We start from the raw sequence: 23,759 nt of genomic DNA, 5'->3' as shown, positions 1-23,759 counted from the left end.
CACCCAAGCCCTCCTCCGCCTCGCCCGCCAACGCATCAGCGTCCTGTTCGCCATGCTCCGAGACGGCACCTTCTACGCATCCAGAACCCCCACCATCACCCTCGCCGCATGACCACCCAAAACAGCCCGATACCCGGCACCACGTCCTTGACGAAGGACATAGAGACACCCCCCCAAGGACCACCATGCCCAGCCGTACACCACGCACGCCGTGACCACCACGAACACAACACCAGCAGTACGTGAACCGGTCCGAGACCCTGTCCGCTCCATCCCCACCACCCCCAGCAGTGGGACTCCACGAGCCCCACGCCCGGTTGCCACACCAGCCCCTGCCCCAGGACCGTTAGCCCCGTCGTCGACCGGTGGCAGGCGATCGGGCGGGAGGACGCGGTGATCTTGCCCGAGGTGGTTACCCTGGCCGGTGCGGACGCAGACGCCATCTGCAGCACCAGGATGGTTCTCGACTGTCTCTCAAACCACTGTCCCGAACCCGAGAGATCGCATCGGACGGGAGGGCGCGCGATGTGAGCCTTCAGGTCGGCATCAGGCCGCTCTGGTACGAGATCGCCACCGCTTGGGCTCGGTCGCGGGCGTCGAGTTTGGCCAGGATCCGCTTGACGTGGGTCTTGACGGTGGATTCCGCGAGGGAGAGCAGCTCGGCGATTTCCGTGTTGGACAGGCCGTGGGCGACTTGCCGCAGCACTTCGCGTTCACGGGTGGTGAGTCGCTCCAGGCGGGCGTCCGCCGGTGTCCGCAGGCCCCCTGGGGGCGTGGGTGCGGGCTGGGCTGCGAGCCGGGTCAGGATGTCGCGGGTGACGGCCGGGTCCAGCACGGCCTGACCTGCCGCGACGGTCCGTACGGCGTCGATGAGGCGTTCGGGGGAGGCGCGTTTGAGGAGGAAGCCGCTCGCGCCGGCCCGGATCGCGCTCCATACGTATGCGTCGTGGTGGAACGTCGTCAGGACCAGCACCCGGGTCGACAGACCGGCGGCCACGATCCGCCGGGTTGCCTCGACCCCGTCGATGCCGGGCATCCGTACGTCCATCAGGATGACGTCGGGGACGAGTTCGTGGCACAGGCGGACGGCCTGGATGCCGTCCGCTGCCCGCCCGGCCACCTCCAGGCCGTCCTCGGTCCCGAGGATCAGTTCGAGGCCGGCCTGGAGCAGGGCGTCGTCGTCGGCCACCACGATCTTGATCCGGCGCTCGTCGTGCGCCGCTCCGTCGGCGTGCCAGGTCATCGGACCGGGAGCGAGACGTGCAGGCGGAACCCGCCCTGCTCGCCCTGCCCGTGTTCGAGCCTGCCGCCCAGGATCGACACGCGTTCGGCGATGCCGAGCAGACCTCGTCCGGGCTCGTAGCCGTTGCCTGCGCCCTGGCCGTCGTCGCTGACCTCGATGTCGAGGCGGTCCCCCACCCGGCGGACGGTCACGTCGGCGGATCCGGCGCGGGCGTGCTTGACCGTGTTGGTGAGCGCCTCCTGCACGATCCGGTAGGCCGACATGTCGATGCTGCTGGGGAGTTCGTCCCGCCCCGGATCGACCTGTGCCGCCACGCTGATCCCGGCCTGCGCCATCCGATCCGTGAGACGGCTCAGGTCGCCGAGCTTCGGCTGGGATCCGGCCGGCGCGGTGCGGCGCAACAGGCCCAGGACCCGGTCGAGTTCCTCCAGTGCCTCGCGGCCGGAGTCTTCCAGTTGCCCGAGCACTTCGCGGGCGCGCTCCGGGTCGCGGGTGAGCAGTCGCCGGGTGGCGCCGGCCTGAATCAGCATCACATTGACGGTGTGGCCGACGAGATCGTGCAGCTCACGCGCCATCCGGGCACGCTCCCCCGCGATCACCTCCTCGCGAAGCCGGAGCTGGGTCGCGTCGCGTTCCTCCAGGCGCCGCGCGGCGCCGAAGCCGATGGCCCAGACGAGGAGCCACAGGAAGAGCACCCCGGCCGGCACCACGGACCAGACGTCGCGTTCCTGCTGTCCGGTGAAGTAGGCGATCATGCCGAGGAAGGCGGCGAACGGACCGGTCCAGGCACGGGTGCGGCTCGCGTGCAGGCCGAGGGAGTACAGGCCGATCAGGTTCGCGTACGGGGAGAGCGGGTTCTCCAGACCCCACAGCGCTTCGACGGACAGGGCCGCGGTACCCACCAGGTACGAGGCCAGCGGCGCGGTCCTGCGGCAGGCCAGCGGTCCGGCGACCGCCGCGGCGAACATGACGGCGCGCGTCGTGCCCGTGTCCGCCCCTGCGGCCGGCCCCAATTGTTCGACGAGCATGACGGCGAAGAAGGCCGCGGCGAGTACGCCGTCCGCGGCAACGGGGCGGGCGAGCAGCGGGCGGCCCGTCGGTATCCGCCACGGACGGAGGGGCCGCCACGTGCTCAGGTGGTTCGCGGGTCGGCGCATCGCTGCGAGGTCCTTCCAGCCGGGGGGCGGGCTCCGGAAGCCGGCTGTCCCTCTTTGCCCTGTTGCCCTGTTGTCCGCACGTTAGCCGGGGACCGCGGGGTGCGCATCGTCCCCATGGGGTACGCGGCCCCGGACAGCCACCCCTCCCGGGGTCCGCCGGGTGCCCCCGGCAGGGGACGCGGCCGGGGCGGCTCCCTTCCTAGCGTGGCGAGCACGAACCGCACTCGCTCCTGGAGGACCCGTGTACCGCTCACCGGCAGTGTCGCAATGGCATCGCCCACTCATGCTGAACTCCGGGCTGATGTGTGCCATTTCGCTGCTCTGCGCCGTCGCCGCGCTGCTCGACGACCGTCAACTCCTGGGTGACTCCCTCTGGTTCAAACCGATGAAGTTCGGCGTGGCCTTCTGCATCTACGGAGTCACGCTCGCCTGGCTCCTGAGCAGGCTTGACAAGGGGAGGCGGTTGGGCTGGTGGACCGGCAGCGTCATCGCGGTGGCCGGGGTGATCGACGTCTGCGCAGTCGTCTACGCCGCCGCCCACGGCACCTACAGCCACTTCAACGAGAGCACCGACGCCGTCGCCCGGAATGTCGCCGCGGCCTTCTCGATCGGCGTCATGCCGCTCCTCGTGGCCACCCTGGTCATCGCGACGCTGGTGCTGTTCCAGTCCGGCACCGACCGGGCACTCACCGTCGCCCTGGGCGCGGGGCTCACGCTCGCTGCCGCCGGCATGGCCGTGGCGGGCTGGCTCAGCGCCCTGTCCAGTGAGCCCCGTACGGTCCCGGACGCGGCCGGGAACCCGGTCGTGCTGAGCGGCGCTCACGGGATCGGCGATCCCGACGGGCGGGGGATGCCGATCACCGGCTGGAGCCTGACCGGCGGAGACCTTCGCGTACCCCACCTCGTCAGCATGCACGCCATCCACGTCCTCCTGCTGCTCGTCGCCGTGATGCACCTGTACGGGACCCTCTTCCGCCGGCGGCTCGACGACGGGGTCAGGACCCTGATCGTCGGCGCGTTCGCGTGCTGGTACACGGGGTTGTTCGCCGTACTCACCTGGCAGGCACGACGCGGCCAGTCCGTGGCGCACCCTGACCGGCAGACGGTCATCGTCCTCACCGTGGTGACGCTACTGACCCTCGCCGTCACCGCCGTCGGCCTCGCCCTCACCATGCGGCGTACGTGGCGTACGTGGCGTATGCGGCGTATGCGGTCCGCAGCGTAGAAGGCGTGCCGGCCTGCGCTGCCACACCCCATCGGATGGCGGGTGGTGGGACGGTCGTGGCGGGCCACGGCGTGGGGCGATGCCGGATGGGCCCCGGACACCGAGAGCCTGATCGTGCCCGGCGTCTCACTCGGATTCACCGGCCAGACCTCGCAGAAGGTCCCCCGCGACACTGCCGGGTTCCCCCCTCTTCTTGAACTGGGCAGGCGCCGGACGAGTTCGATGCCGTTCGATGCCCGGACGTAAACGGCAAGCTCAACCGAGCTGAAGGTCCGCAGCACCCTGTCGGGAGCCCTCGCGGTACGGGATGTCCGGGATGTAGTCCGCCCATTGGCCGCGGGTGAGGCCCCCGCCGAAGCGGATGCGCAGGGCAGCGGCGACGGTGGCCGGCCGGAGGTCGTGCGTGCGCATCGGAGTGTGTTCCCCCTGTACTCGCAGGGTCTGCCCGTCCTTGCCGAAGGCGAGTTCGCGTACGCGGTCTCCCGCTCTCGGCGGGGGGCCCCGATGGGCCTCAGCGATTCGAGGTCCCAGAGTCGGACCCGGCCCTGGCCGTCTCCCGTGGCCAGGGTGCGGCTGTCGGCGGAGGAGGCCAGCGCGGTCAGCGCGCCGAATTCGGACGGGGGCTCCCCGGGATCGGGGGCGAGGACGCCGAGGACCCGGTCGATCGCGGCGTTCCACACCGTGACGCGGCCCGTCGGGTCGGAGCTCGCGAAGACCCGGCCGTCCGGGCTGAATCCCATGACGGCGGACTCCTGCTTGTTCAGGGAGCGGAGCGTCCTGCCGCTCTCCAGGCTCACCACCGTTGCGTTTCCGAGTACGGCCAACGAGCCGTCGGGGCTCAGGGCGAGCGCACCGTACCCGCCCGATCGGGCGAGCTGTCTGCCGGACACCAGCTCCCACAAAGTCGCTTCCGGCCCGCCTGACATCGCGTAGAGAGCCGGTGCGCCATCGCGCCACGCAGGAACCAGGTCTATCAGATGGAAATCCGCGTTCGGCAGGGGGAGCTCCGCCGCCATGCGACGTCCCTTCACGTCGTAGACCCGGACGGCTCCTTGGTACTCGGCATTCGACTCGACGGCGTAGGCGAACAGCCTGCCGTCCGCGCTGTAGCGGGCGTATATGCCCTCACTGCCCCCGAGAGCGGCGGGAAGGGTCGCCAGGCGGGCCCCTGTCTGCAGGTCCTCCAGCGTGGGGGTGTAGATGTCTCCCTCTCGGCGGGCGTTCACCACGTGGCGGCCGTCCGGGCTGACGTACGCGAAGTCGTCCTGCTGCCGGGTCCAGTCCTGGTCCCGCAACGCACCGATGCTGATGGTGGAGAACCCCCGGCCCGTTCATAGGCCTCGCGGGTGAGGGTGCGGCCGCGGCGCCGCCGCCAGGTCTCCAGTAGGGCGTGCGAAAGCATCGGCAGCCCGCCGCTTTGCGCACCGGCCTCCTCGACGAGGGTCTCGGTGAGGGCACGCTCCACGATCAGTGCATGGGCCGTGGCCGGTTTCGTGATCACCTGGCGCAGCTCGGCGGGGGTCATCGGACCGACCGGCAGGCTGGCGTCGCGGATGGCCTCCGCGAGTCGTGGGTGCTCCAGGCAGCGCGCGTAGAAGTCGGCCCGTATCCCGAGGACGACGCGCAGTTCACGGACCGGATCCCCGGCTTCGAGGAGGGCGTCGATGAAGCAGGCTCGCTCTGCGGCGTCGTGACAGAGGGTGAAGAGTTCCTCGAACTGGTCGACGATCAGCCAGGTGTCTCCGTCCCCGTCCGCGGGAAGCAGCGCGGGACCGTGTGTGTCCAGGGGGTGCTCCCCCGGTGTCAGGACGCGGATGGCGGCGGGGCTGGGCAGGGCGCGGCCCGTGTCCCGGAGATGGGATATGAGTCCGGCTCGCAGCAGCGAGGACTTTCCGCTTCCGGAGGCTCCGAAGACCGCCACGTCCCGGTGCCCGCCCACCAGGGCCAGGAGGTCGGCCACGGCGCGGTCCCGGCCGAAGAAGACGTCGCTGTCGCCCGGCTCGAAGCGGGCGAGACCCCGGTACGGTGCCGGCTCGCCGCGCTCGCCCGTTCGCTCCCCTTCCGCGCGGGAGCGCCGGGCGATCGCTGCGAGCTCCTCGTCGACCCGCCGCCAGTGCGCCTCGAACCCCGCCGGGTCGCCGTCGCACGCGCCGACATACGCGAGGACGACGGGCAGGGTCGGCAGGTGCTCGCCGCCGGCGGCGCGGGACAGTGTGGCCACGGAGTACGGGCTTCGTCGGGCCATCGCGGCGTACGTCGGACCACCCGCTTTCCGGCGCAGTTCGCGCAGGGCCAGGGCGAACTCGGCCACGGGACCGGTGGACGGATCCAGCGGCTTCTCCTGACGCCCCACAAACACCCCCGTCACCGTGGCCATCGGCCGGGACGCCGAAGGACACAGCGACCCAATCGTCTGCGGGACGCTCGTACAAGACGGTTTCGCGGCAAGTCGCTGCTGCTCGGGTGCGGTGCACCCGAGCAGCAGCACAAGGCGGGGCGGGGCGCAGGGCGTCAGAAGGCGAGGCTCCAGTTGTTGAGGGTGCCGGTGGCCCCGGTCGCGGTGTCCGTGACCTTCAGGGTCCACCTGCCGTAGATGCGTGAGCCGCCGGCGTCCACCTCGAAGAGCTGTTTCAGGGTGCCGCCTGGCTGCGTACCGGGGGCCTTGAGCGGATACACCTCACCGACCGGCCCGACGAGGTCGAGCTTCAGGTCACCGTGCCGTTCGTGCGTGATGTCCACGTACACGCGCAGATTGTGCGGCGTGGAGCCCCGGGCGAACCAGAACTCGGTCGTCGACTGGATGGAGGTGTTGTCCGGAACGGCAATGACGGTCTCGTTGTCCAGGGAGGGGAAGGTGATCGCCCATCCCTCGAGGCTGCCGGTCGCCCCCGTGACGTTGTCCTGGACCTTCAGCGTCCAGTTGCCGTCCGCCGGGGAGTCCCCCGCGTCGACGGCGAAGAGGTCCTGCAGTTCACCGGAGTCGTCCGGCTCGAAGCCGTTCGCGAGGTCGTACGTCCTGCCCCCTGGGCCGACAAGACGGAACACGAGGTCGGTGGGCCGCTCATGGGTGAGATCGATGCGAACCTGCGCCACACGGGACGCCAGGCCTCCGACACCGGACACCTCGGCCGGGGAGTCCACGACGGCCCCGGTGTCGGGGATGGTGATCGACTCCGCCTTGGCGGTCCCGTTGGGGAACCCGAGCGTCCAGGCCACCATGGTGCTGTCATAGTCGGTGTAGCCGTTCTCCAGGCGCAGCTTCCAGGTGCCGGACGCGGGTGAGCCACTGGCGTCGACCACCGAGGAGAACCAGAAGGGCCCGGCCCTCTGAGGCGTGCTCAGCTCATCGCCGCTGCTGGACTCCGCGGCGGCCGCGGTGTCCAGTACGTAGACCTTGCCGTTGGGGTCGATCAAGTCGACGTCGAGGGTGTTCCAGCCGACCCCGTCGACCGCGTACTCCACCTCCAGGTCTGACGGTGCGTTGCCGGGAACCGTGCTGGTGAGCTGCCTGGTGACCGAGCCCCTGCCCATGCCGGGAAGGTGGACGCGCTCGGTGTCCGTGACCATCGTCGGCCGGGGCTTGGCCGCCGGCGCCGGCAGGGCGTTGGCCCGTACTTGGGCGACCGCCCGGTCCAGTTGGACGCGCGGGGTCGTGCCTTCGGTGTAGGTGATGGTCTTGCCCGTGGCGGCCAGCGCCTGGACCAGCTCACCCAGCGGCGCCTGGGGAGCCGCCTTGCGGAGCACCGCGAGCGCGCCCGCGACGTGCGGGGCGGCCATGGAGGTGCCGTTCTTCGTCCCGAAGGTGTTGCCGGGGACGGAGGAGATCACGCCGTGGCCGGGGGCGAACAGGTCGACCAGCGGGCCCCGGTTGCTGTAGGAGGCGAGCTGGTCCGCATCGGTCGTGGCGCCGACGGTGACGGCCGACGGTACGCAGGCCGGGGAGTTCACCGCGTTCGTATAGGAGTTGTTGCCGGAGGCGACGACCGTCGCCACCCCGGCGCCGTACAGGCTGTCAATGAGCGCCTTGCGGAGGTCGGTCTCGCAGGCGGCGGTGAACCGGCCGGCGCCCAGGCTCATGTTGGCCGCGACGATCGGCTTGCCGGACTGCTTGAGCGCGTACACCTTCTCCAGGGCGGCGAGCTGGTCACTGGGGAAGCTCATCACGCAGGACGGCTGGGCCCCGCAGTAGGTGGACGAGGTGAACCTGGAGAACACCTGGATGGCGACGATGTCCGCGCCGGGCGCGACGCCTGCCCGGGGGGCTCCGCTGAGGTCCTTGCCGTTGCCCGCGGCGATGCCGGCCACGTGCGTCCCGTGCGAGCAGGCGGTGCCCATGGTTGCGCAGGGGCCGCTCTCGCTGTCGGCGCTGCCGAGGCCCGCCTGTTCGTCGGCGCCGCCGGGGCACAGTGACGTGGAGCCGTAGGAAGGGTCGGTGGTGGAGAAGCAGGCCTGATCCGTGACGCGGCCGCCCAGGAACGGGTGGTTCTGGGAGACGCCCGTGTCCAGGATCGCGATCGCGCTGCCGGAGCCGTCGTCACCGCTCTGGGCGGTCTTGTCCGCGCCGATCAGGGAGGTCGTCTCGTTCAGGGAGGGCGGTACGGGGATGTCCTCGGTGACGCTGAGGATGCCCGGGATGCCGGACAGCATGTCCAGGCCCGCCGCATCCACCCGGAGGGTCTGTACCGGGACCTCGCTGAAGGTGTGCAGGGTCTCGCCCGCGTCGGCGGTGGAGGACAGGTCCGCGGGGGACTCGGTGACGACGTTGACGCGGACCGCCTTGCCGCCCGCGACCGCGTCGTAGAGAGACGGGTCGACGGGGTCGACCGTGCCGACGGGGTCAGGCGGGAAGTCGTCCGGGGACACGGCCTGTGCGGGCAGGGCGCTGAGGGCCAGGGCAGTCACAGCAGTGACGACCACGGCGGGTATGCGTAATCTCACGGTTCTCCTGGAATCGGCGGGTCCGAGGGGCCGCAGCGCGGAGTCCGGGTGACGAAACCGCTCGTCACCCGGACTCCGCGTCCTGGACGTCAGGTGACGGAAGTCGGACCCGGGCGGGCGGAAGGGCAGGCGCGAGTCAGCGGGTAGCGTTCGCGCCGTTCCACGGGTTGCCGTAGTTGACGGCCTTGCGGTAGGTCCAGGCGATGCCGCGGCACACGCTCTTCAACCAGTAGGCAGAGCAGGTGTAGTCGCGCAGCGTGGTGTAGAAGACGTCGTCCACCTCGGACTTGCGGCTGCGGTCGAGGTAGTAGCCGTACCCCTTGTACGTGTTGCCGATCAGGCCGTAGCCGTAGTCGTGCATGTCGCAGGCGGACCGGAAGTCGTAGCCGCCCGGCTTGTCCGGGGACGAGGTGCAGTGGTCATTGCTGATGCCGACCACCCAGCGTCCGCCGGGCAACTGCTTCCACTGCGGGGCGCGCCAGCCGTAGTGGGCCACCCACGCGGCGCACCCGCTCTTCGTGTACCAGAGCCACGAGGTCGCCGTGTAGCAGTGGTAGGGGTAGGCGTTCGCTCCGCTGACCTCGCCCGTGAAGTCGGAAGTCGGCGGCCCGGCGGCGCCGGGGTCGTTGATTCCGGCCGCACCTTCGATGACGGAGGCCTGCGCCGGCCGTGCCGGGCCGTCGGCCTGGACGTCCGGAGCGGCGGACTCGGCGGGGAAGGCCAGGTCCCAGCTTCCGTTGTCGGTCGAGGAGATCTCCGACACGCGGCTGTTGGTGTCGTAGGTGTAGGTCTTGTCCGGCTCGCTGCTCGCAACCGGGTTGGTGACCTCGCGCAGCAGGCCGGAGCTGTCGTAGGTGTAGCTCGCCACGGTCTGCACGGTGGCTCCGGTGGTGACGGTGATCTCCTTGACCCCCGGCGTAGTCGCCGAAGACCGTTCCGGTGGCCGTGGTGGCCTCGGCGCATCTGACGGACACGTTCTCCACGGATTCGGCGTCCGCGGCCGCCTCGGTGACGGTGGAGACGCGGCCCTGCGGGTCGTAGCCGACGGTCGACGTGCCGTGGGCGAGGTTGCCGACGCCCGTCACCCGCCAGCTGTCGGAACCGGCGGCGGCCTGCTTCCACGTGTAGGTGGGCTTGAGGTCGGCGGCGCTCACCCCGGCGAAGGTGTCGTCACCCGATTCGGTCACCGAGAGGTCCACTCCGATGGTCTCCACGATGGTGGTGACCATGTCCCTCGTGGCGTCGTCCCAGTTCGTCGTCTCGGTGATCCTGGAGCCGTCGGCGCTCTGGTACGTGCCCACCCCGCCGCCGTCGGGGTACGAGACGCTGTCGGTGAGGGCGTAGCGGACCGCTTCGTCCACGCCGAGGTCGGTGACCACGATGGCGTCGCCCTGCTGCTGCAGCGTGCGGTTGGTGGTGCCGCCGAGGAACTCGGCTTCCCAGCTGGGGCCGAAGACCCCCAGGTCGCTGCGGGACTCGGGCGCGTTCTGCGGCCTGGCGATGCCGCCGTCCTGAAGGGTGACGCTGTGTCGGCGGCCGATGGCGCCGGCGGGGGCGTCGGTCTCGGCGATCTGGAAGGAGTTGCTCTCCGTGTAGTAGACGCCGGGGCCTATCTGCTGGATCTCTCCGGCGGCCTGGGGCCGGTCGGCTGCCTGGGGCCGGTCGGCTGCCCGGGGCCGGTCGGCTGCCCGGGTCTCGCTGGCGGCCAGGTTCTGGTCGGTCGTCGCGGCTGCCGTGGGCTGCTGTGGGCTGCTGTGGGAACAGAAGCGCCATGGAAAGCGCCGCCGCGGCAGAGATCGCTAATCGTCGCAAGGGTCCCCCTCGGGAGATCGGGTCGTGCCGGCGGGGCACCTCCGGCGAGGGCCCGGTCCGGCGTTGCGCTCCCAGCCTTCGGGGTCGCGGGTTTGTTGCGCTGCCCCTCACCAGCGGCGAAACAATCCCCCGGCGCCCGGCTCGGCGCGAAGCGGCCTTGTGGCACGGCTCGTCGGCACGGTGGGGTCCTTCTTGGCAGCACCGGGCGGGTGGTCGGGGAGACGGCTGCGCACGCCGTAGCCCCTACGCGGTCGCCACGCTCTCCCGTGCCGCCGGCGGCGAACAGCTGCCGACGCTGCCCGTCGTGCCGGCGTACGTGAATGCCTGCGGGGGCAACGCGGCCGAGCGGGAGGCACGCCGGCGGCTGGTGTCCGAGGAGCTGACCACCGCCCGGGCGCGGGAGCGGGCCGAGGAGCCGTCCCCGTACCGGGGCCCGGCCCGCTTCGAGCCGGGCGACCACGCGCTCTTCTTCGGCCGCGACCGGCTGGTCGACGACCTCGCGGTCCTCGCCACCGGGCACCGGGCACCGGGCACCGGGGCGTCACGGTGTTCGGCGACTCCGGCAGCGGCAAGTCGTCCTTACTGCGCGCGGGGCTCATTCCCCGGCTGCGCGATGCCGGGTCCAGCGGGCTGCCGCCCCCGGGCGCGATCCGCATCCTCACGCCGGGGGAACATCCGCTCGGCACCCACAGCTCCGCCCTCGTCCCCGCCGACGCCGCGGGCGACATGCGCCCCCGCTGCTGCTCCCGGCCGGCTCCAACGAAGTCCTCCGCGACGACTCCACCCGGTGCGCCGTCCGGGCGGCTGTGGCAGGGGATGGACCGCAAACCGGCGACGAGCTCCTCCCGTTCTCCGCGGGCGGGCCGCCAACCCGATCCGGGCCGGCCTCGTCAGCAGTACGGGCTCCAACGGTCGTCGCGGCCCTGCGACGCCTTCCCCGGTCTGCCCGGGTCACAGGACCTCGGTGTACTCCTGCGGGTGGTACGTGAGGCCGTCCAGGGCTTTGCGGCTCCGGAAGGGTGCCGTGGCGTCTCCCGTGCCCTGGTAGAACCAGCCCTTGCCCGTCTTGTCGCGTGCGTAGAGGTCGGGGGTCCCGTCGCGGTTGGCGTCGCCCCAGGCCACCAGGTCCTTGTACCTGTCCCAGCCCGACCCGATACGGGCGCGCGTGCCGAACGTCCCGTCGCCGCGTCCGCGGTAGAGCCACAGCACGCCGGCCTTGTCGCGTGCGAGGAGGTCGCCCGCCGCGCCGCCGGCGATGTTCCCCGCCGAAACCAGCGCGTTGTATTGGTTCCAGCCGGAGCCGATCCGTTTGCGGGTCGCGTACGGGGCGTCCGGCGCGCCGGTGCCCCGGTACAGCCAGAGCACGCCGTCCTTGTCGCGGGCGAGGAGGTCGGCTTTGCCGTCGCCGGTTACATCGCCGCCCGCGGTCAGTTCGTCGTACGTGTTCCAACCGCCCCCGACCTTGCTCCGGGCGGCGAACTTGCCGTCGCCCTTCCCGGTATACAGCCACAGGACGCCCTCCCCGTCACGGGCCAGGAGGTCGGCGTGCTGGGAGCGGCCGGCATTCCCCGCGGCCACGAGCGCGGTGTACTTCCCCCAGAAGCTGCCGAGGTCCGTCTCGTAACCCGACGAACTGGATATCACGCCATTGTCGTAGAGGGTGTTCTGGCTGATGAGGTGCCCGTCTGCGGTGCGGGTGAGGAGGTCAGGCGTGCCATCGTCGGTCAGGTCGTGTGGGGCCGCTGCCCGGGTGACCGTGAACTGGCCGTTCACGACGAGGTCGCGGCCGATGCCGTCGCGCGGCCTGGCGGTGAGCTTCCATTCGTACTCCCCGTTGGGAGTCGGCGCATTCAACGTGCCGTCACGCAGCAGTCCATCCCAGTGGAATTCGAAGAATCCGCTTGCGGATTTCTCCGGCTGAAGAATGTCCGTGTCGTCGTAGGTGCCCGTCTGGCCGGTTCTCACGTTTCGCAGGACGAACTTCGTGCGGACGTTGTCGCGTGACAGCTTCCAGTTCAGGCTGAGGGACGGGGTGCGGTCGAGGTCGATGGTGGTGGGTATCTCCTCGCGCACGAGGGTCACCTGAGTAGGCTGCTTTGCCGTGGCGATGATCTCGGCGCGCGGGAGCCCGTCGGAGCCCTGGGTGATGCGGTAGAGCCCGTCACGGTGGGCGACCGTGCCTCCCTTCACCAGCAGGGCCCCGCCCGGAGCCAGGCCCGGAGCACGCGAGGTCACACTGTCCAGCACCTTGCGCGGCGCGCCCCCGCCCAGGGGGTGGGCGTACAGGGCGTGGTCATCGGCATCCTCGTCCGGCTGCGGGCCGGCGAGCCACCAGCCGTCGAGCAGGCCGAGGAACGGGCCGTCGCCGATCCTCCCTAGCTTGGTCACGGACACGGTCGAAGAGCCGCGCTTCGCGGTGCGGACGACGTTGCCGTCCACCCCGTTGGCATATCCGATCCAGGCAATGTGCGTACCGGAGAGGGCTACGTCGCCCCAGGAGCTCCACACCCGGTAGGTGTGCACGATGCGCGCCGAAGCGACGTCGACGACCGCGTGGTGGAGGATCGGGTCCTCCTTGTCACCGGTCTTGTACTCGAGGACGAACGCCCCGTCGGCGTACGCGACGACCCTGTCACTCAGAAACAAAATGTCGCGAGGCAGGCCGCTGACCGGCCGGTCCGTCATCCCCTTCCGCGGGTCACTCAGCAGATGGAGCAGCGGGGTCTTCCCGGGTCGGGGCCCGAGAGCGATGAGTGTGGTGCCTACGGAGCCGAGGTAGTTGTACCCCATCCCGAACACGTCCACCTCGCTGGTGGTCCCCGTGTCCATGTGGTGCAACCGCACCGGCTGGCTGGCCTCGACCACCGTGTCGGACATGGCTCCGGCCTCTCGGTCGGAGGTCCCCGAGAAGTCCATCGGCGTGACCGAGCCGTCGGAGTAGCGCGTCCAGGTCCCCTTGCCATCCCTGTCCGCCCGCATCAGGAAGCCCCCTGGTCCCCCGCTCACTATCCGGGCATCCACAGGAACCCTCGGCAGTGCCGCCGGGGCGTCGGCAGCCTGGGCCGTCTGCCCTGGCGCGGCGACTGCGGGAAGGACCACCGGGCCACCGGCGGCCGCGAGAGCGGTGAGGACGGCGAGAGAGACAAGTCGCCGGGACGTGCGGCGGTACGGCATATGGGCCCCCCGAGTTGAAAAGGTTTGACCGGACGCGGGTTCCCCCTGCTGACGTCCGTGCGTTCTTGATCGCAGGAGCGGACCGTACCACCGGGTCCGCCAGTGCTGTGCGTGGTGGTCCCGCCCACCAGTCGGCACATCCCTATCGGCCGCCCAAAAGCTCGGCGCGCAGCGGCCCAAACCGCCTTCTTCTGGTCCCGTACAACCCTTGTGCGGTGTCGTGGGTCGTCTTCTGTGGCGCCTGGTGCGCTTGATTCGTTTGCGCACTCGAGGGAGAACCGTCTGTGCTCCAAGCCCGATCGACCCGGCGCCTGCTGCTGTTGGCCGCCACCACCACCGTCATCGCCGTCACGCTCAGCGTGGTCGGGCCCGTCGCCGGTTCCCCGTATGCCGCGGAAACCGCGTATGCGGCCGGTGGCGCGGACCGCGGGGTGGCCGCCGCGTCGGACCCGATGCCCTTCCCCAAGGGCTCGGAGGTGACGGAGGCCGGGCTGACCGGTTTCCTGTCGCGGCCGGAGAGGGGTACGGAGAAGCGCTGGACCCGGTATTCCGACGGGTCCTCGCAGGGGTACGGGGCCAGGACCGTGCTGCGGTCCTCGCGGACCGCGGACTATCTGGTCTTCCCCGGGAACCACCAGGTGACGTCGCGGAACCTGTCGACGATGTCCTCGCTGGACGTCCCGGTGGGGCTGACCGACGGCGCCGCGTACCTCGGGTCGGCGGGCTACGCCGTCTTCACCAGGACCGGCGACGGTACGAAGGTGCGGATGCACCGGCACGCCACGGAGGGCGGCACGGTGGCCGTTACCGGGCTGCCGGCCGGCGCGAGCGCCGTCTCCGTCTCCCCCGGCACCCCGGAGGACGCCGTGGTGACGTTCGACGACGGCGCGGTCGCGAAGTGGGGGCTGGTCGACCTCGCCACCGGCACCGTCGGCGGGATCCGGGCGCGGACCGCGGGTTCCTCCGGTGCTGCCATGGCCGTTTCGCAGACGCACGTCGTTTGGACGGAGGGGGCCGGGACGGAGAGTCCGTCGCTGTTCCTGCTGGACCGGTCGGCGGGCACGGTCGAGCAGGTCCCGCTCGCGAAGGCATGGTCGAGCGACCTGCGGATCGGCCTGGTCGGCGGCTGGGTGGTGTACGGCGAGGCGGGCGGCATCTCCGACGGTGTGAGCAATCCGCTGTACGCCCTGACCGCCTACGATCCGGCGACGAAGGCGAAGGTGAAGCTGCTCGACCACCTCACCTCGCTCGCGGCGGCCCCCGACGGCCTGTACGCGCGGGGCGGGACCATCGGCCTGGGCGAGGGCCTGTACCGGCTCGCGCCCGGCGCGGGCGGCGCCGCCCCGGTCGTCAGCATGGTGGCGAGCACCGGCGAGCCGACCCGTGTCGTCATCGAGCGCAACAGCGTCCCCGCCGTCGTCAACCTCGACGAGAACGGCGGGAAGGCGGACCTCAGTTGGCAGCTGTCCCGGCACAGCGTGGCAGTGAAGGTCACCCTGCGGCACGACCGGACCGGGAAGACCCGGGAGTTCAGCGTCACCCACCCGCACAGCCCGACGGTGACGTTCGCCTGGGACGGCACGATCGGGGCGGACTTCACCAGCGCCTACAACGGCGCGTACACGTGGGAGATGACGGCGGCGCCGACCAACGGCATCGGTCCGTCCACCTCCGCGTCGGGCACCTTCCAGGTCGCCCGCAAGACCGTGCCGCACGACTTCGACGACAACGGCAGCCCGGACCTGATCGACCGGGACGCCGCCGGCCGGCTGTGGCTGAGCGACACCGCGTACTACAAGGAGTTCGGCCAGTTGACGGCCCAGTCACGTCGGCTGATCGGCTCGGGCTGGAACGTCTACGACCGGATCGAGGCGACGGGGAACGTGGGCGGGACGGCGGTCGGCGACCTCGTGGCCCGAGACAAGGCCGGTGTGCTCTGGCTCTACCGGGGGAACGGCCGGGGCGGATTCGCGGCGCGTACGAAGGTCGGCGGCGGCTGGAACATCTACGACCGGATCGCCGCGGGCAGCGACTTGAACGGGGACGGGCGCCCCGACCTGCTCGCCGCCGACAAGGCCGGCACGCTCTGGTACTACAAGGGCACCGGCTCGGCCGCCGCCCCGTTCGCCGCCCGTACGAAGCTCGGCGGCGGCTGGCAGACCTTCGACGAGCTCACGGCCGTCGGGAACGTCGCGGGCGGCCCGGCGGGCGATCTGCTGGCCCGGGACAAGGCCGGGGTCCTGTGGCTGTACCTGGGCAGGGGCGACGGCACGTTCGCGGCGCCGACGCGGATCGGCGCGGGCTGGGGCCCGTACAAGCACCTCGTCGCCATCGGCGACGCAGACCGCGACGGCCGCCCGGACCTGGTGGCGCTCGGCCCGACCGCCGGATACCTCTACCGGGGCACCGGCGACTGGCGGGCTCCGCTGCGGGCGAGGCAGTCGGCCTCGCTGCCGCACGTCGGCGATGCGGGACATCACGTCGCCTGACGCCCCGTACACCCCCGCGGTCCGGACTCGGCGGGGCGAAGGAAGCCGATCTGCTCGGTGTCGACAACGCGGGGGTGCTGTGGGAGTACCTGGCCTACCCGGACGGGTCGCTCACGGCCCGGGTCCGGCTCGGCGCCGGCTGGGGGCAGTACTCCCAGATCGCCGGGCAGGGCGACCTGACCGGTGACGGCAAGGCCGACATCGTCGCCCGGGACACCTCCGGTGTGCTGTGGCTGTACGTGGGTACCGGCAACCACTCGGTCCCCTTCGCGCCGCGGACGAAGGTCGGGGCGGGGTGGAACATCTACGACCGGCTGGTGTCGGTCGGTGATCTGGACGCGGACGGCAGGACCGATCTCGTCGCGCGGAAGCCGGGTTCCAGGTCTACAACCTCCTGTAGGGGCGCGATGTCGGCCGCCCCCTACGTGGGGCGGTGCCGGCCACCCCCTCCGTGGAATGTTGCACGCTCGGAGCCGGGGCACATGAGTACCCGTACCCAGGTCGGGTGGGCTGGGCAGCTCTGACACGGCAGACATGCGCAGCGCAGGATTCAACCCAAACCGATGGATGAGGAACTGATGGAACGAAACCTGCAGCTGCGCGCCGCCACTCCCGAGGATCTCGACTGGATCCACGCATTGCGTCACCGGGTGTACGCGCAAGAGCTCGGCCAGCATGCGCCCAACTCGGCCGGGCGGCTTCGCGATGGGCTGGACGGCGACAACGTATATCTGGTCGCGGCACGCGGCGAGGTCCGAATAGGGTTCATCAGCCTGACCCCGCCCTGGTTGAAGCGGTACGCGCTGGACAAGTACGTATCCCGCGGAGAGCTGCCGCTGCTGGATGAGGACGATCTGTTCGAAGTGCGCATTCTCACCGTCGAGCCCCGCTGGCGGGCCTCCGCGGCGGCGCCGCTGCTGATGTATGCGGCGCTGCGCTGGATCGCTTCCCGGGGTGGCCGTCGGGTGGTGGCGATGGGGCGCACCGAGCTGCTCGCCATGTATCTGGCCGCCGGGCTGCAGCCTGTCGGGCACACCGTTCGCAGTGGAGCGTTGACGTTCGAGGTGCTGACCGGCAGCGTCACCGAGCTGACGAGGGTTGCGATGGACCGCCATCGCGCGACGTTGAACCGTCTGCGAGCCCAGGTGGACTGGCGCCTGGACGCACCGTTCGCGCCTCGCGCCGACGGTTGCGAGCACGGAGGCGTCTCGTTCACTGCCATCGGTACTGATTTCCATGACCTGGACCGCCGCCATCAGGTGGTCGCGGCGGATGTGCTGGACGCGTGGTTCTCGCCGGCGCCTGGCGTGCGGGCGGTGCTCGCGGACGATCTCGAGTGGGCCGCCCGGACCTCGCCGCCGACCGGCGCCGAGGGCCTGCTGGCGGAGATCGCCCGGGTGCGGGCACTACCGGTGGAGGCACTCGTACCCGGAGCCGGCTCGTCCGACCTGATCTTCAGGGCCTTCGGTCAGTGGCTCACCCCACAGAGCAGGGTGCTCCTGCTGGACCCGGGCTACGGCGAGTACGCCCATGTCACGGAGCGGGTGATCGGATGCCGGGTGAGCCGGTTCCGGTTGCGTCGCGACGACGGCTGGCGAATCGATAGGGACCAGCTGTCCGCTGCTGTCCAGGACGGCCGCTACGACCTCGTCGTAGTGGTCAACCCGAACAACCCGACCGGGCGCCATGCCCCTGCCGCTGAACTGCGCTCTCTGATCGCCGCCGCGCCCGAGCGGACCCGCTGGTGGATCGACGAGGCGTACCTCGGCTATGTCGACATGGGCGAGTCGCTCGCCGACCTTGCCGCGACGGATCCGAGGGTGGTGGTCTGCAGCTCCCTTTCCAAGATGTATGCGCTGTCCGGCATGCGGGCCGCATACCTGGTTGCCGAACCGGCCACCGCAAGGGAGTTGCGCCGACGCACGCCGCCCTGGTCGGTGAGCCTCCCTGCGCAAATGGCCGCGGTGGCCGCCCTGCGCGACCCGGAGCACTACAGGAGCCGGTGGCTTCGCACCCATGCGCTGCGGCGGCAACTGGCCGCCGATCTTGCCGGGGCGGATGACACCGTGACGGTGGAGGAAGCGGTGGCCAACTGGCTCACCGTGACGTTGCCGTCCGATGGCCCGAGCGCCGCGCAGCTGGTGCAGGAGTGTCGTCGTAGCGACGTCTATCTGCGAGATCTGTCGCCCATGTCCTGCGAGTACCAAGGACGCACGGTGCGCATCGCGGTCAGGGACACGGCCGAGAACGCACGCATCGTGTCGGCGTTCCAGCAGGCAATGGCCGTGTTGCGGCCGGGTTCGGCTCGACGCGCATCGATACCTGCGAGCGTCTCCACCACCGGCTCTTCCCGGTGATCACGGTAGCCTCCCTGGCGCCCTTCCTCGGCGGGGCGCTCGTGCTGACTGGTGTCGCGGTGGCAGCGTCCAGGCGCCGCGAACTGATGATCCGGTGGTGCGCCTGGGCGGTCGGAGTGCCCCTGGTCACGGTTGCGTTCTGGCTGGGACGTCCGGGCGCCGCAGCCATTGCCGTGGTGGTCAGTGCGATCGCGGTGCTGGAGTTCGGCGGGCTGATGCGGATGAACCGGGTGGACCGGGCGGTGCTCGCCTCGGCGGTGACAGGCGTGGTGCTCACCTCTTTGTGGGCCCCCGGGCAAGAGCCTCGAGCGATGGCGATCGGTGCGCTCGCGGTGGCTTCCGTGCCGCTCCTGGCCGGCGACGCCGATCACGGCCTGCATCGGGTCGCCGCCGGCCTCCTCGGCCTCGCCTGGCTCAGTGTCCTGGCCGCGCTGGTACCGCTCGGAGCGAGCGCGCTGGCCCTGTTCGCGGCTGTTTCGGCCGCCGACATCGTGGCGTACTTCGCCGGCCAACGGCTGGGCGGGCCTCGGCTGTCGCCTCTGTCACCGGCCAAACGGTGGAGCGGGACCCTGGTCGGGGCCGGGGCAGCCATAGGGATGCTCGGCCTTCTGTCCGCGCTGAGTTGGCCGATGGCGATCGCGGCGGCGGTCGGCGGGCCGGCCGGCGACCTTCTTGAGTCCATGATCAAGAGAGGTGCACAGGTGAAGGACGCCGGGCGGTGGCTACCCGGTTCGGGCGGTTTGCTGGATCGGATCGACTCACTGCTCTTCGCGCTGGCCGTCCTGCTCGTCCTGCGCTGACCTCCGCGGCCTCGGAAGACTGGAGCACCCAGTTCAGCCGGGTGACCCGCCAGGAGATGATCAACCTCATGAACAAGATCATATTGATGTCGGATCCGAGGGTCGCTGCCGTACCAGTCGACGAGTGTGAAGAGCCGTTGGTGGATTGTCGCAATGCGCTGCGCGTCGACCAGCGGCGGTCTGATGCGGCGGGCGACTGGGCCCATCTGCGAGCCGGCGTGCTTCAACGGCTGTTGCGGGCCCAGGAACTGCTGCCCCACGGGTGGCAGTGGCTGCTGGTGGAGGGCTACCGGCCCGCGGCCTTGCAGGAGAGCATCTTCAACGACTACGCAGCCACGCTGCGGCGGCTTCACCCCGAAGAGTCAGAGGCCTACATCCGCACTGCCGCCTCGCGTTGGGTCGCGCCGCTGGAGACCGCCGGGCATCTCTCGGGAGCCGCCGTCGACCTCACGATCTGCACACAGGACGGCATCGAGGTCGACATGGGGAGCCCGGAAGCCGCCACTCCGGAGGAAAGCGGTGGAGCCTGCTACACCCAGGCCGTCGGCCTCCCCGCGCAGGCCCGGCAGAACCGCGCTGTGATGATCGAAGCCCTGACCGCCGTCGGCATGGTGAACTACCCGACCGAGTGGTGGCACTGGTCCTATGGGGACCGGTACTGGGCCCTGACCACGCGGGCCGCCACCGCTGTCTACGGGCCGTGGCACCGCGGCTGAGCGCGCCCGGGGGCCGGCGGTAGTCCATCGTGACCTGCGAAGATGCCGCTCGTTCGGGCGTGTCGCGCGATTCCTGGCGGCTGGCCACAAGGGGGTAATGTCGTCCGGTCACGGACGGAAATCGGACCGTCTGCTCAACCCTGGGGAATCAACATGACTGATCTGAACTCGCTGCGGGCAAGCCTTGCGTCAGGTGAGCACGAGTTCGCCGACACCTTGGCCTTCGTCGCCGCGCACTACTCGTATCAGCCGCAGGCGTTCCGCAACGGGGAAGTGGAAAATGCCGCGGGTGAGAACGAGGGTTCCTGCAAGACGCTGGGACTGGCCCTGCTGGAAGGGCTGAGCGACGAAGAGGCGCTGCTGGCCTTCGGTGAGCACTATCGCAGCGTGCTGGCGACGCCGAACGACACTGATCACGGCAACATTCGCAGCCTCATGTCCCATGGTCTCGCCGGGGTGAGCTTCGCCGGGCAGCCGTTGGCCCGCAAGAGCTGAACAACGCCGAGCAGGTTTCTCCCCGGTCTATTCGCCGGTCAGGAGGCGGAGCTTCGGCGTGGCGGCGGCCATCGCGAGACCCGCTGCCAGCGCCAGGCCGCCCAGGGCGAGGTAGAGGGCGGCGCCGGTCAGGTGGGTGGCGACCTGGCTGCCTATGGCGTCGCCCGCCGCGGCGGCCAGGAAGAAGAGGCCCACGAGCTGGGATCCGGTGCCGGCCGGGGCCAGCTTGTGGCTGATGGACAGCCCGGTGGGGGCGAGGAACAGTTCGCCCATGCTCAGCAGGACGTAGAGGCCGACCAGCCAGAGCAGGGAGATGTGGGCGTTGCCGGTGGCGTGGCCCGCGGCGAGGGCGAGCAGGAGGAAGGACAGTCCGCCGAGGACGAGTCCCGTGGAGAACTTCGCCGGGGAGGAGACGCGTACCCTGCGCCACACGACGGCGAGGACCCCGGCGAAGGCGATGGTCATGACGGGGTTCAGGGCCGCCTGCCAGGTGACCGGGATGCCCATCATGTCCACGTGGTCCGCGGCGAACAGCTGCACGTTCGAGGCTGCCAGGTCGAAGATGCAGAAGAAGGCGACGGCCGCGGCGAACAGCCGCGCGTAGGCGCGGATGCCCGCTCGTCCCCGCTCGTCGAGGTCGGTGCGGCGCAGCAGGGTGACGAGGTAGCCGACCGGTACGACCACGGCCAGGACCGCGAACGCGGTGAGTGCGTGGGGCAGGGTCAGCGTGCCGGTCGCCCGGGCCGCGGCGCCGGCCGCGAGGACCCCGGCCACGCACCACAGTGCCCGGAAGGCCACCGTGCGCGCCTCGGCGCGGGTGAGCGGGCGGCCGGGTGCGTCGGCGGCCTCGCGGAGGCTGCCCGAGGCCTGGAAGACGCACAGGCTGAGGGCCATCGCGACGGCCGCCGTACCGAAGGCGACGTTCCAGCCGAAGTGGAGTCCGAGCCAGCCCACCAGGAGGGTCGAGGCCAGGCCGCCCACGTTCACGCTGGCGTAGAACTTGCTGTAGGCCGCGTCCCGCTCCTGGTCGGAGCGCTCGGCATAGAGCTTCCCGACCAGGGCGGTCATATTGGGCTTCTGCAGGCCGGTGCCGACCGCGATGAGGACGAGGCCGGCGTAGACGCCGGCCGCTCCGGCCTCGAAGGCGAGTGCGAGATGGCCGGCCAGGATGGCGATGCCGCCGGCCAGGGCGGTCTTACGGGCACCGAGCAGCCGGTCGGCGATCCAGCCGCCCGGCAGGGCGGTGAAGTAGCAGGCGGACAGGTAGGCGCCGACGAGGGCGACCGCCGTGCTCTTCGACATGCCGAGGCCGTGGGCGGTGTCGATCAGGAAGAGCGCCAGTACCGCGCGCATTCCGTAGAAGGACCGCTAAGGAGAACCGCTCGGCTGCTTCGCTCAGGCACAGCGGCAGCAGACCCTTGCGGGTGCGGTTCTCTGCGATCACCTCCGACCTGTGCTCCGTGGACGTCGACATCGTGGGGCCGGCCTTTCGGGGTGGGGGCGTACGGCTGTTCCTGCTCCTCTTCCAGCGAACACCCCGCAGGGCCGTGTACGCACCGGCCGAAAGGACGGTGTGGCCCGGGCTGTGAGGCCCGGGCCCAAGGTCCGGTCAGGGCGCCATCTCGTACGCACCGGCCAGGGCCTGCACGCGCTCCCAGACGCGCGCCGACCGGTCCGCGTCCACGGCCGGGCGCCGGACCGCGCCCATGGCCCAGGCCTGCTGGTCCGCGGTGGCGGAGTCCTTGCCGTGCAGTTCGACGGCATGCGCGGAGAAGTCCCGTACGAGGACGCCGAACAGTTCGTCGAGCACGTCCTCGTCCAGGCCGGTCAGGCGGGCCTGCTCCAGGACGAGCTGGCCGTGCACGACGAGGGCGAAGAGCTGGCCGACCGCCAGGAGGAGGTCGAGGTCGCGGCTCTGCGTCGCGTCGGGGGCGGCGGTCAGGGCGAACGTGCAGAGGGCGTCGGCCTGCTCGCGGAACCGGCCGACGTTGGGCACGGCGGCGTACGCGTCGTAGGCCGGGCGCCAGTCGTGGAACCGTACGGATCCCAGGCCGCGGGCCGGGCCCTGGCGGAAGAGGAAGGCGTCGTCAGCTGCGTCGAGGCGGGTCGGGACGGGGGCGTAGTCGGCCGGTTCCAGCAGGTGGTTGCGCATGAACTTGAGGATGAGCGCCAGGTTGACGTGGACCGTGCCCTCCAGCTTGGGCAGGCCGCGGATCTCGACGGCCGCCTGGGCGAAGTAGGTGTCCTTCTCGAAGCCCTTGGCCGCGATGACGTCCCACATCAGGTCGATGACCTTCTCGCCCTCCGTGGTCACCTTCATCTTGGTCATGGGGTTGAAGAGGAGGTAGCGGCGGTCGTCGGGGCCGGCGGAGCGGAAGTAGTCGACGGCGCGGTCGCTGAACTGCTTCATCCCGACGAGGCGGACGTAGGCGTCGGTCAGCTCGCGGCGCACGTGCGGGAAGGCGGTGACGGGGCGGCCGTAGAGGATGCGGCCCTGCGCGTGGGTGACGGCCTCGTACATCGCGTGCTCGCAGATGCCGATGGAGGCGGTGCAGAGGTTGAACTTGCCGACGTTGACGGTGTTGAGGGCGGCGTCGAAGGCGGCGCGGCCGGTGTGCAGGACGTCTTCGGCGCCGACCGGGTAGTCCGTGAGGCGGAACTCGCTGACGTACTTGGAGGAGTCGACGACGTTCTTCACCACGTCGTACGCGGGGTGGCGGCTGTCGGCTGCGAAGAAGACGTAGCCGTCGGGGCCCTCGATGTCGGTGCGGCGGCCGAAGACGGAGACGAGTCCGGCGGCGTTGCCGTTGCCGATGTAGTACTTCGAGCCGGTGGCCCGGAAGCCTCCGTCGGCTGCGGGCTCCAGCAGCATGTCGGTGTGGTAGATGTCCGCGCCGTGGGTCTTCTCGGACAGGCCGAACGCGAACACCTCGCCCGCGTCGAGGAGCTGTGCGGCGCGGTCGCGGGCGGCGGCGTTGTCGCTCTGCCAGACGGGGCCGAGACCGAGGATGGTGACCTGCCACGCGTACCAGTAGTCGAGGCCGTAGAAGCCGAGGATCTCGTTGAGGGCGGCGATGCGCGCGGTGTCCCAGCGCTTGTCCGGCTCGTCCTGGCCTGCGGCCGGCTCCGGGGTGAGGAAGGTCGCGAAGAGTCCCTCCTTCGCGGAGAACGCGAGGAAGTCCCCCAGCCAGGCGCGGGTGCGGTAGTCCTCGATCAGCCGGCGCTTGCCGCGCTCCTCGAACCAGTCGACCGTCGCGCGCAGCAGCCTGCGGGTCTCGGGGTCGAAGTGCGCGGGGTCGTAGGTGCGCGGGTTGAACAGCAGCTGGTCGCTCATGGGCGTTCGCCTTCCGGTC

At 70.7% G+C, this 23,759-nt stretch carries 17 protein-coding genes and 2 pseudogenes; 9 read left to right on the top strand and 10 right to left on the bottom strand.

Annotation, left to right across the window (positions count from 1 at the left end):
- Nucleotides 1-535 precede the first annotated feature (535 nt).
- A complete protein-coding gene (locus MTF69_RS11560) occupies nt 536-1,243 on the bottom strand; it encodes a response regulator transcription factor (RefSeq protein WP_243333221.1) in 708 nt (235 codons plus the stop codon).
- Nucleotides 1,240-2,400 (bottom strand): sensor histidine kinase, encoded by a 1,161-nt coding sequence (locus MTF69_RS11555; RefSeq protein WP_243333219.1) that lies wholly within the window; start codon nt 2,398-2,400, stop codon nt 1,240-1,242. Before MTF69_RS11555 ends, MTF69_RS11560 begins: the two co-directional genes overlap by 4 nt.
- Before the next feature lie 301 nt (nt 2,401-2,701).
- Here MTF69_RS11555 and MTF69_RS11550 point away from each other — a divergent pair, with 301 nt between their 5' ends.
- Nucleotides 2,702-3,625: a hypothetical protein gene (locus MTF69_RS11550; RefSeq protein WP_243333217.1), complete on the top strand. Its 924-nt coding sequence runs from the start codon at nt 2,702-2,704 to the stop codon at nt 3,623-3,625.
- 255 nt (nt 3,626-3,880) lie between these two features.
- Here the strand turns inward: MTF69_RS11550 and MTF69_RS11545 are convergent, their stop codons facing one another.
- The 5 genes and pseudogenes from MTF69_RS11545 to MTF69_RS43370 all read right to left on the bottom strand — a co-directional run bounded on the left by MTF69_RS11545 (nt 3,881) and on the right by MTF69_RS43370 (nt 9,431).
- Nucleotides 3,881-4,036 carry a hypothetical protein gene (locus tag MTF69_RS11545; RefSeq protein ID WP_243333215.1) on the bottom strand — a complete coding sequence of 52 codons (156 nt, stop codon included), beginning with the start codon at nt 4,034-4,036 and terminating at the stop codon, nt 3,881-3,883.
- A 125-nt stretch (nt 4,037-4,161) separates the two neighbouring features.
- Nucleotides 4,162-4,365: pseudogene (locus MTF69_RS43715) on the bottom strand (hypothetical protein); the annotation flags it as partial.
- A gap of 482 nt (nt 4,366-4,847) precedes the next feature.
- Nucleotides 4,848-5,984, bottom strand: coding sequence for a helix-turn-helix domain-containing protein (locus MTF69_RS11540; RefSeq protein ID WP_243333214.1), 1,137 nt, complete (start codon nt 5,982-5,984; stop codon nt 4,848-4,850).
- A gap of 152 nt (nt 5,985-6,136) precedes the next feature.
- The gene (locus MTF69_RS11535) at nt 6,137-8,563 is read right to left on the bottom strand and encodes a proprotein convertase P-domain-containing protein (RefSeq protein WP_243333210.1); all 2,427 of its coding nucleotides are present in this window, start codon (nt 8,561-8,563) and stop codon (nt 6,137-6,139) included.
- Between the two features lie 136 nt (nt 8,564-8,699).
- Complete coding sequence (locus tag MTF69_RS43370; protein WP_243333208.1) at nt 8,700-9,431, bottom strand: phospholipase A2; 732 nt, start codon at nt 9,429-9,431, stop codon at nt 8,700-8,702.
- Between the two features lie 296 nt (nt 9,432-9,727).
- Here MTF69_RS43370 and MTF69_RS11525 point away from each other — a divergent pair, with 296 nt between their 5' ends.
- Together MTF69_RS11525 and MTF69_RS43710 are read left to right on the top strand one after the other, a co-directional pair.
- Entirely contained in the window at nt 9,728-9,907 is a 180-nt protein-coding gene (locus tag MTF69_RS11525; protein ID WP_243333207.1) for a hypothetical protein, read from the top strand.
- A gap of 1,014 nt (nt 9,908-10,921) precedes the next feature.
- Nucleotides 10,922-11,032: pseudogene (locus MTF69_RS43710) on the top strand (hypothetical protein); the annotation flags it as partial.
- A 294-nt stretch (nt 11,033-11,326) separates the two neighbouring features.
- Here MTF69_RS43710 and MTF69_RS11520 read toward each other — a convergent pair.
- A complete protein-coding gene (locus MTF69_RS11520) occupies nt 11,327-13,354 on the bottom strand; it encodes a VCBS repeat-containing protein (protein WP_243333204.1) in 2,028 nt (675 codons plus the stop codon).
- Nucleotides 13,355-13,833: 479 nt separating this feature from the next.
- Between MTF69_RS11520 and MTF69_RS11515 the strand changes: the two genes are divergently transcribed.
- From MTF69_RS11515 to MTF69_RS11490, 6 genes are all read left to right on the top strand, one after another.
- Nucleotides 13,834-16,038 (top strand): VCBS repeat-containing protein, encoded by a 2,205-nt coding sequence (locus tag MTF69_RS11515; protein ID WP_243333203.1) that lies wholly within the window; start codon nt 13,834-13,836, stop codon nt 16,036-16,038.
- A 74-nt stretch (nt 16,039-16,112) separates the two neighbouring features.
- On the top strand, nt 16,113-16,562 hold the full coding sequence (locus MTF69_RS11510) for an FG-GAP repeat domain-containing protein (RefSeq protein ID WP_374322747.1): 450 nt from the start codon (nt 16,113-16,115) through the stop codon (nt 16,560-16,562).
- A gap of 54 nt (nt 16,563-16,616) precedes the next feature.
- On the top strand, nt 16,617-18,395 hold the full coding sequence (locus MTF69_RS11505; protein WP_243333266.1) for a histidinol-phosphate aminotransferase family protein: 1,779 nt from the start codon (nt 16,617-16,619) through the stop codon (nt 18,393-18,395).
- Nucleotides 18,392-19,195 carry a phosphatidate cytidylyltransferase gene (locus tag MTF69_RS11500; RefSeq protein WP_243333202.1) on the top strand — a complete coding sequence of 268 codons (804 nt, stop codon included), beginning with the start codon at nt 18,392-18,394 and terminating at the stop codon, nt 19,193-19,195. Before MTF69_RS11505 ends, MTF69_RS11500 begins: the two co-directional genes overlap by 4 nt.
- A 68-nt stretch (nt 19,196-19,263) precedes the next feature.
- Nucleotides 19,264-19,911 carry a M15 family metallopeptidase gene (locus MTF69_RS11495; protein ID WP_243333201.1) on the top strand — a complete coding sequence of 216 codons (648 nt, stop codon included), beginning with the start codon at nt 19,264-19,266 and terminating at the stop codon, nt 19,909-19,911.
- A gap of 153 nt (nt 19,912-20,064) precedes the next feature.
- The gene (locus MTF69_RS11490; RefSeq protein ID WP_243333200.1) at nt 20,065-20,406 is read left to right on the top strand and encodes a HopJ type III effector protein; all 342 of its coding nucleotides are present in this window, start codon (nt 20,065-20,067) and stop codon (nt 20,404-20,406) included.
- A gap of 27 nt (nt 20,407-20,433) precedes the next feature.
- Here the strand turns inward: MTF69_RS11490 and MTF69_RS11485 are convergent, their stop codons facing one another.
- Together MTF69_RS11485 and MTF69_RS11480 are read right to left on the bottom strand one after the other, a co-directional pair.
- A complete protein-coding gene (locus tag MTF69_RS11485) occupies nt 20,434-21,759 on the bottom strand; it encodes a peptide MFS transporter (protein WP_243333199.1) in 1,326 nt (441 codons plus the stop codon).
- Nucleotides 21,760-22,015: 256 nt separating this feature from the next.
- Nucleotides 22,016-23,740: an acyl-CoA dehydrogenase family protein gene (locus MTF69_RS11480; RefSeq protein ID WP_243333198.1), complete on the bottom strand. Its 1,725-nt coding sequence runs from the start codon at nt 23,738-23,740 to the stop codon at nt 22,016-22,018.
- Nucleotides 23,741-23,759 lie beyond the last annotated feature (19 nt).

Origin of the sequence: Streptomyces sp. AP-93 (assembly GCF_022808175.1) — a bacterium.
Lineage (GTDB): Bacteria > Actinomycetota > Actinomycetes > Streptomycetales > Streptomycetaceae > Streptomyces.
This window is presented reverse-complemented; position numbering and strand designations above follow the sequence as displayed.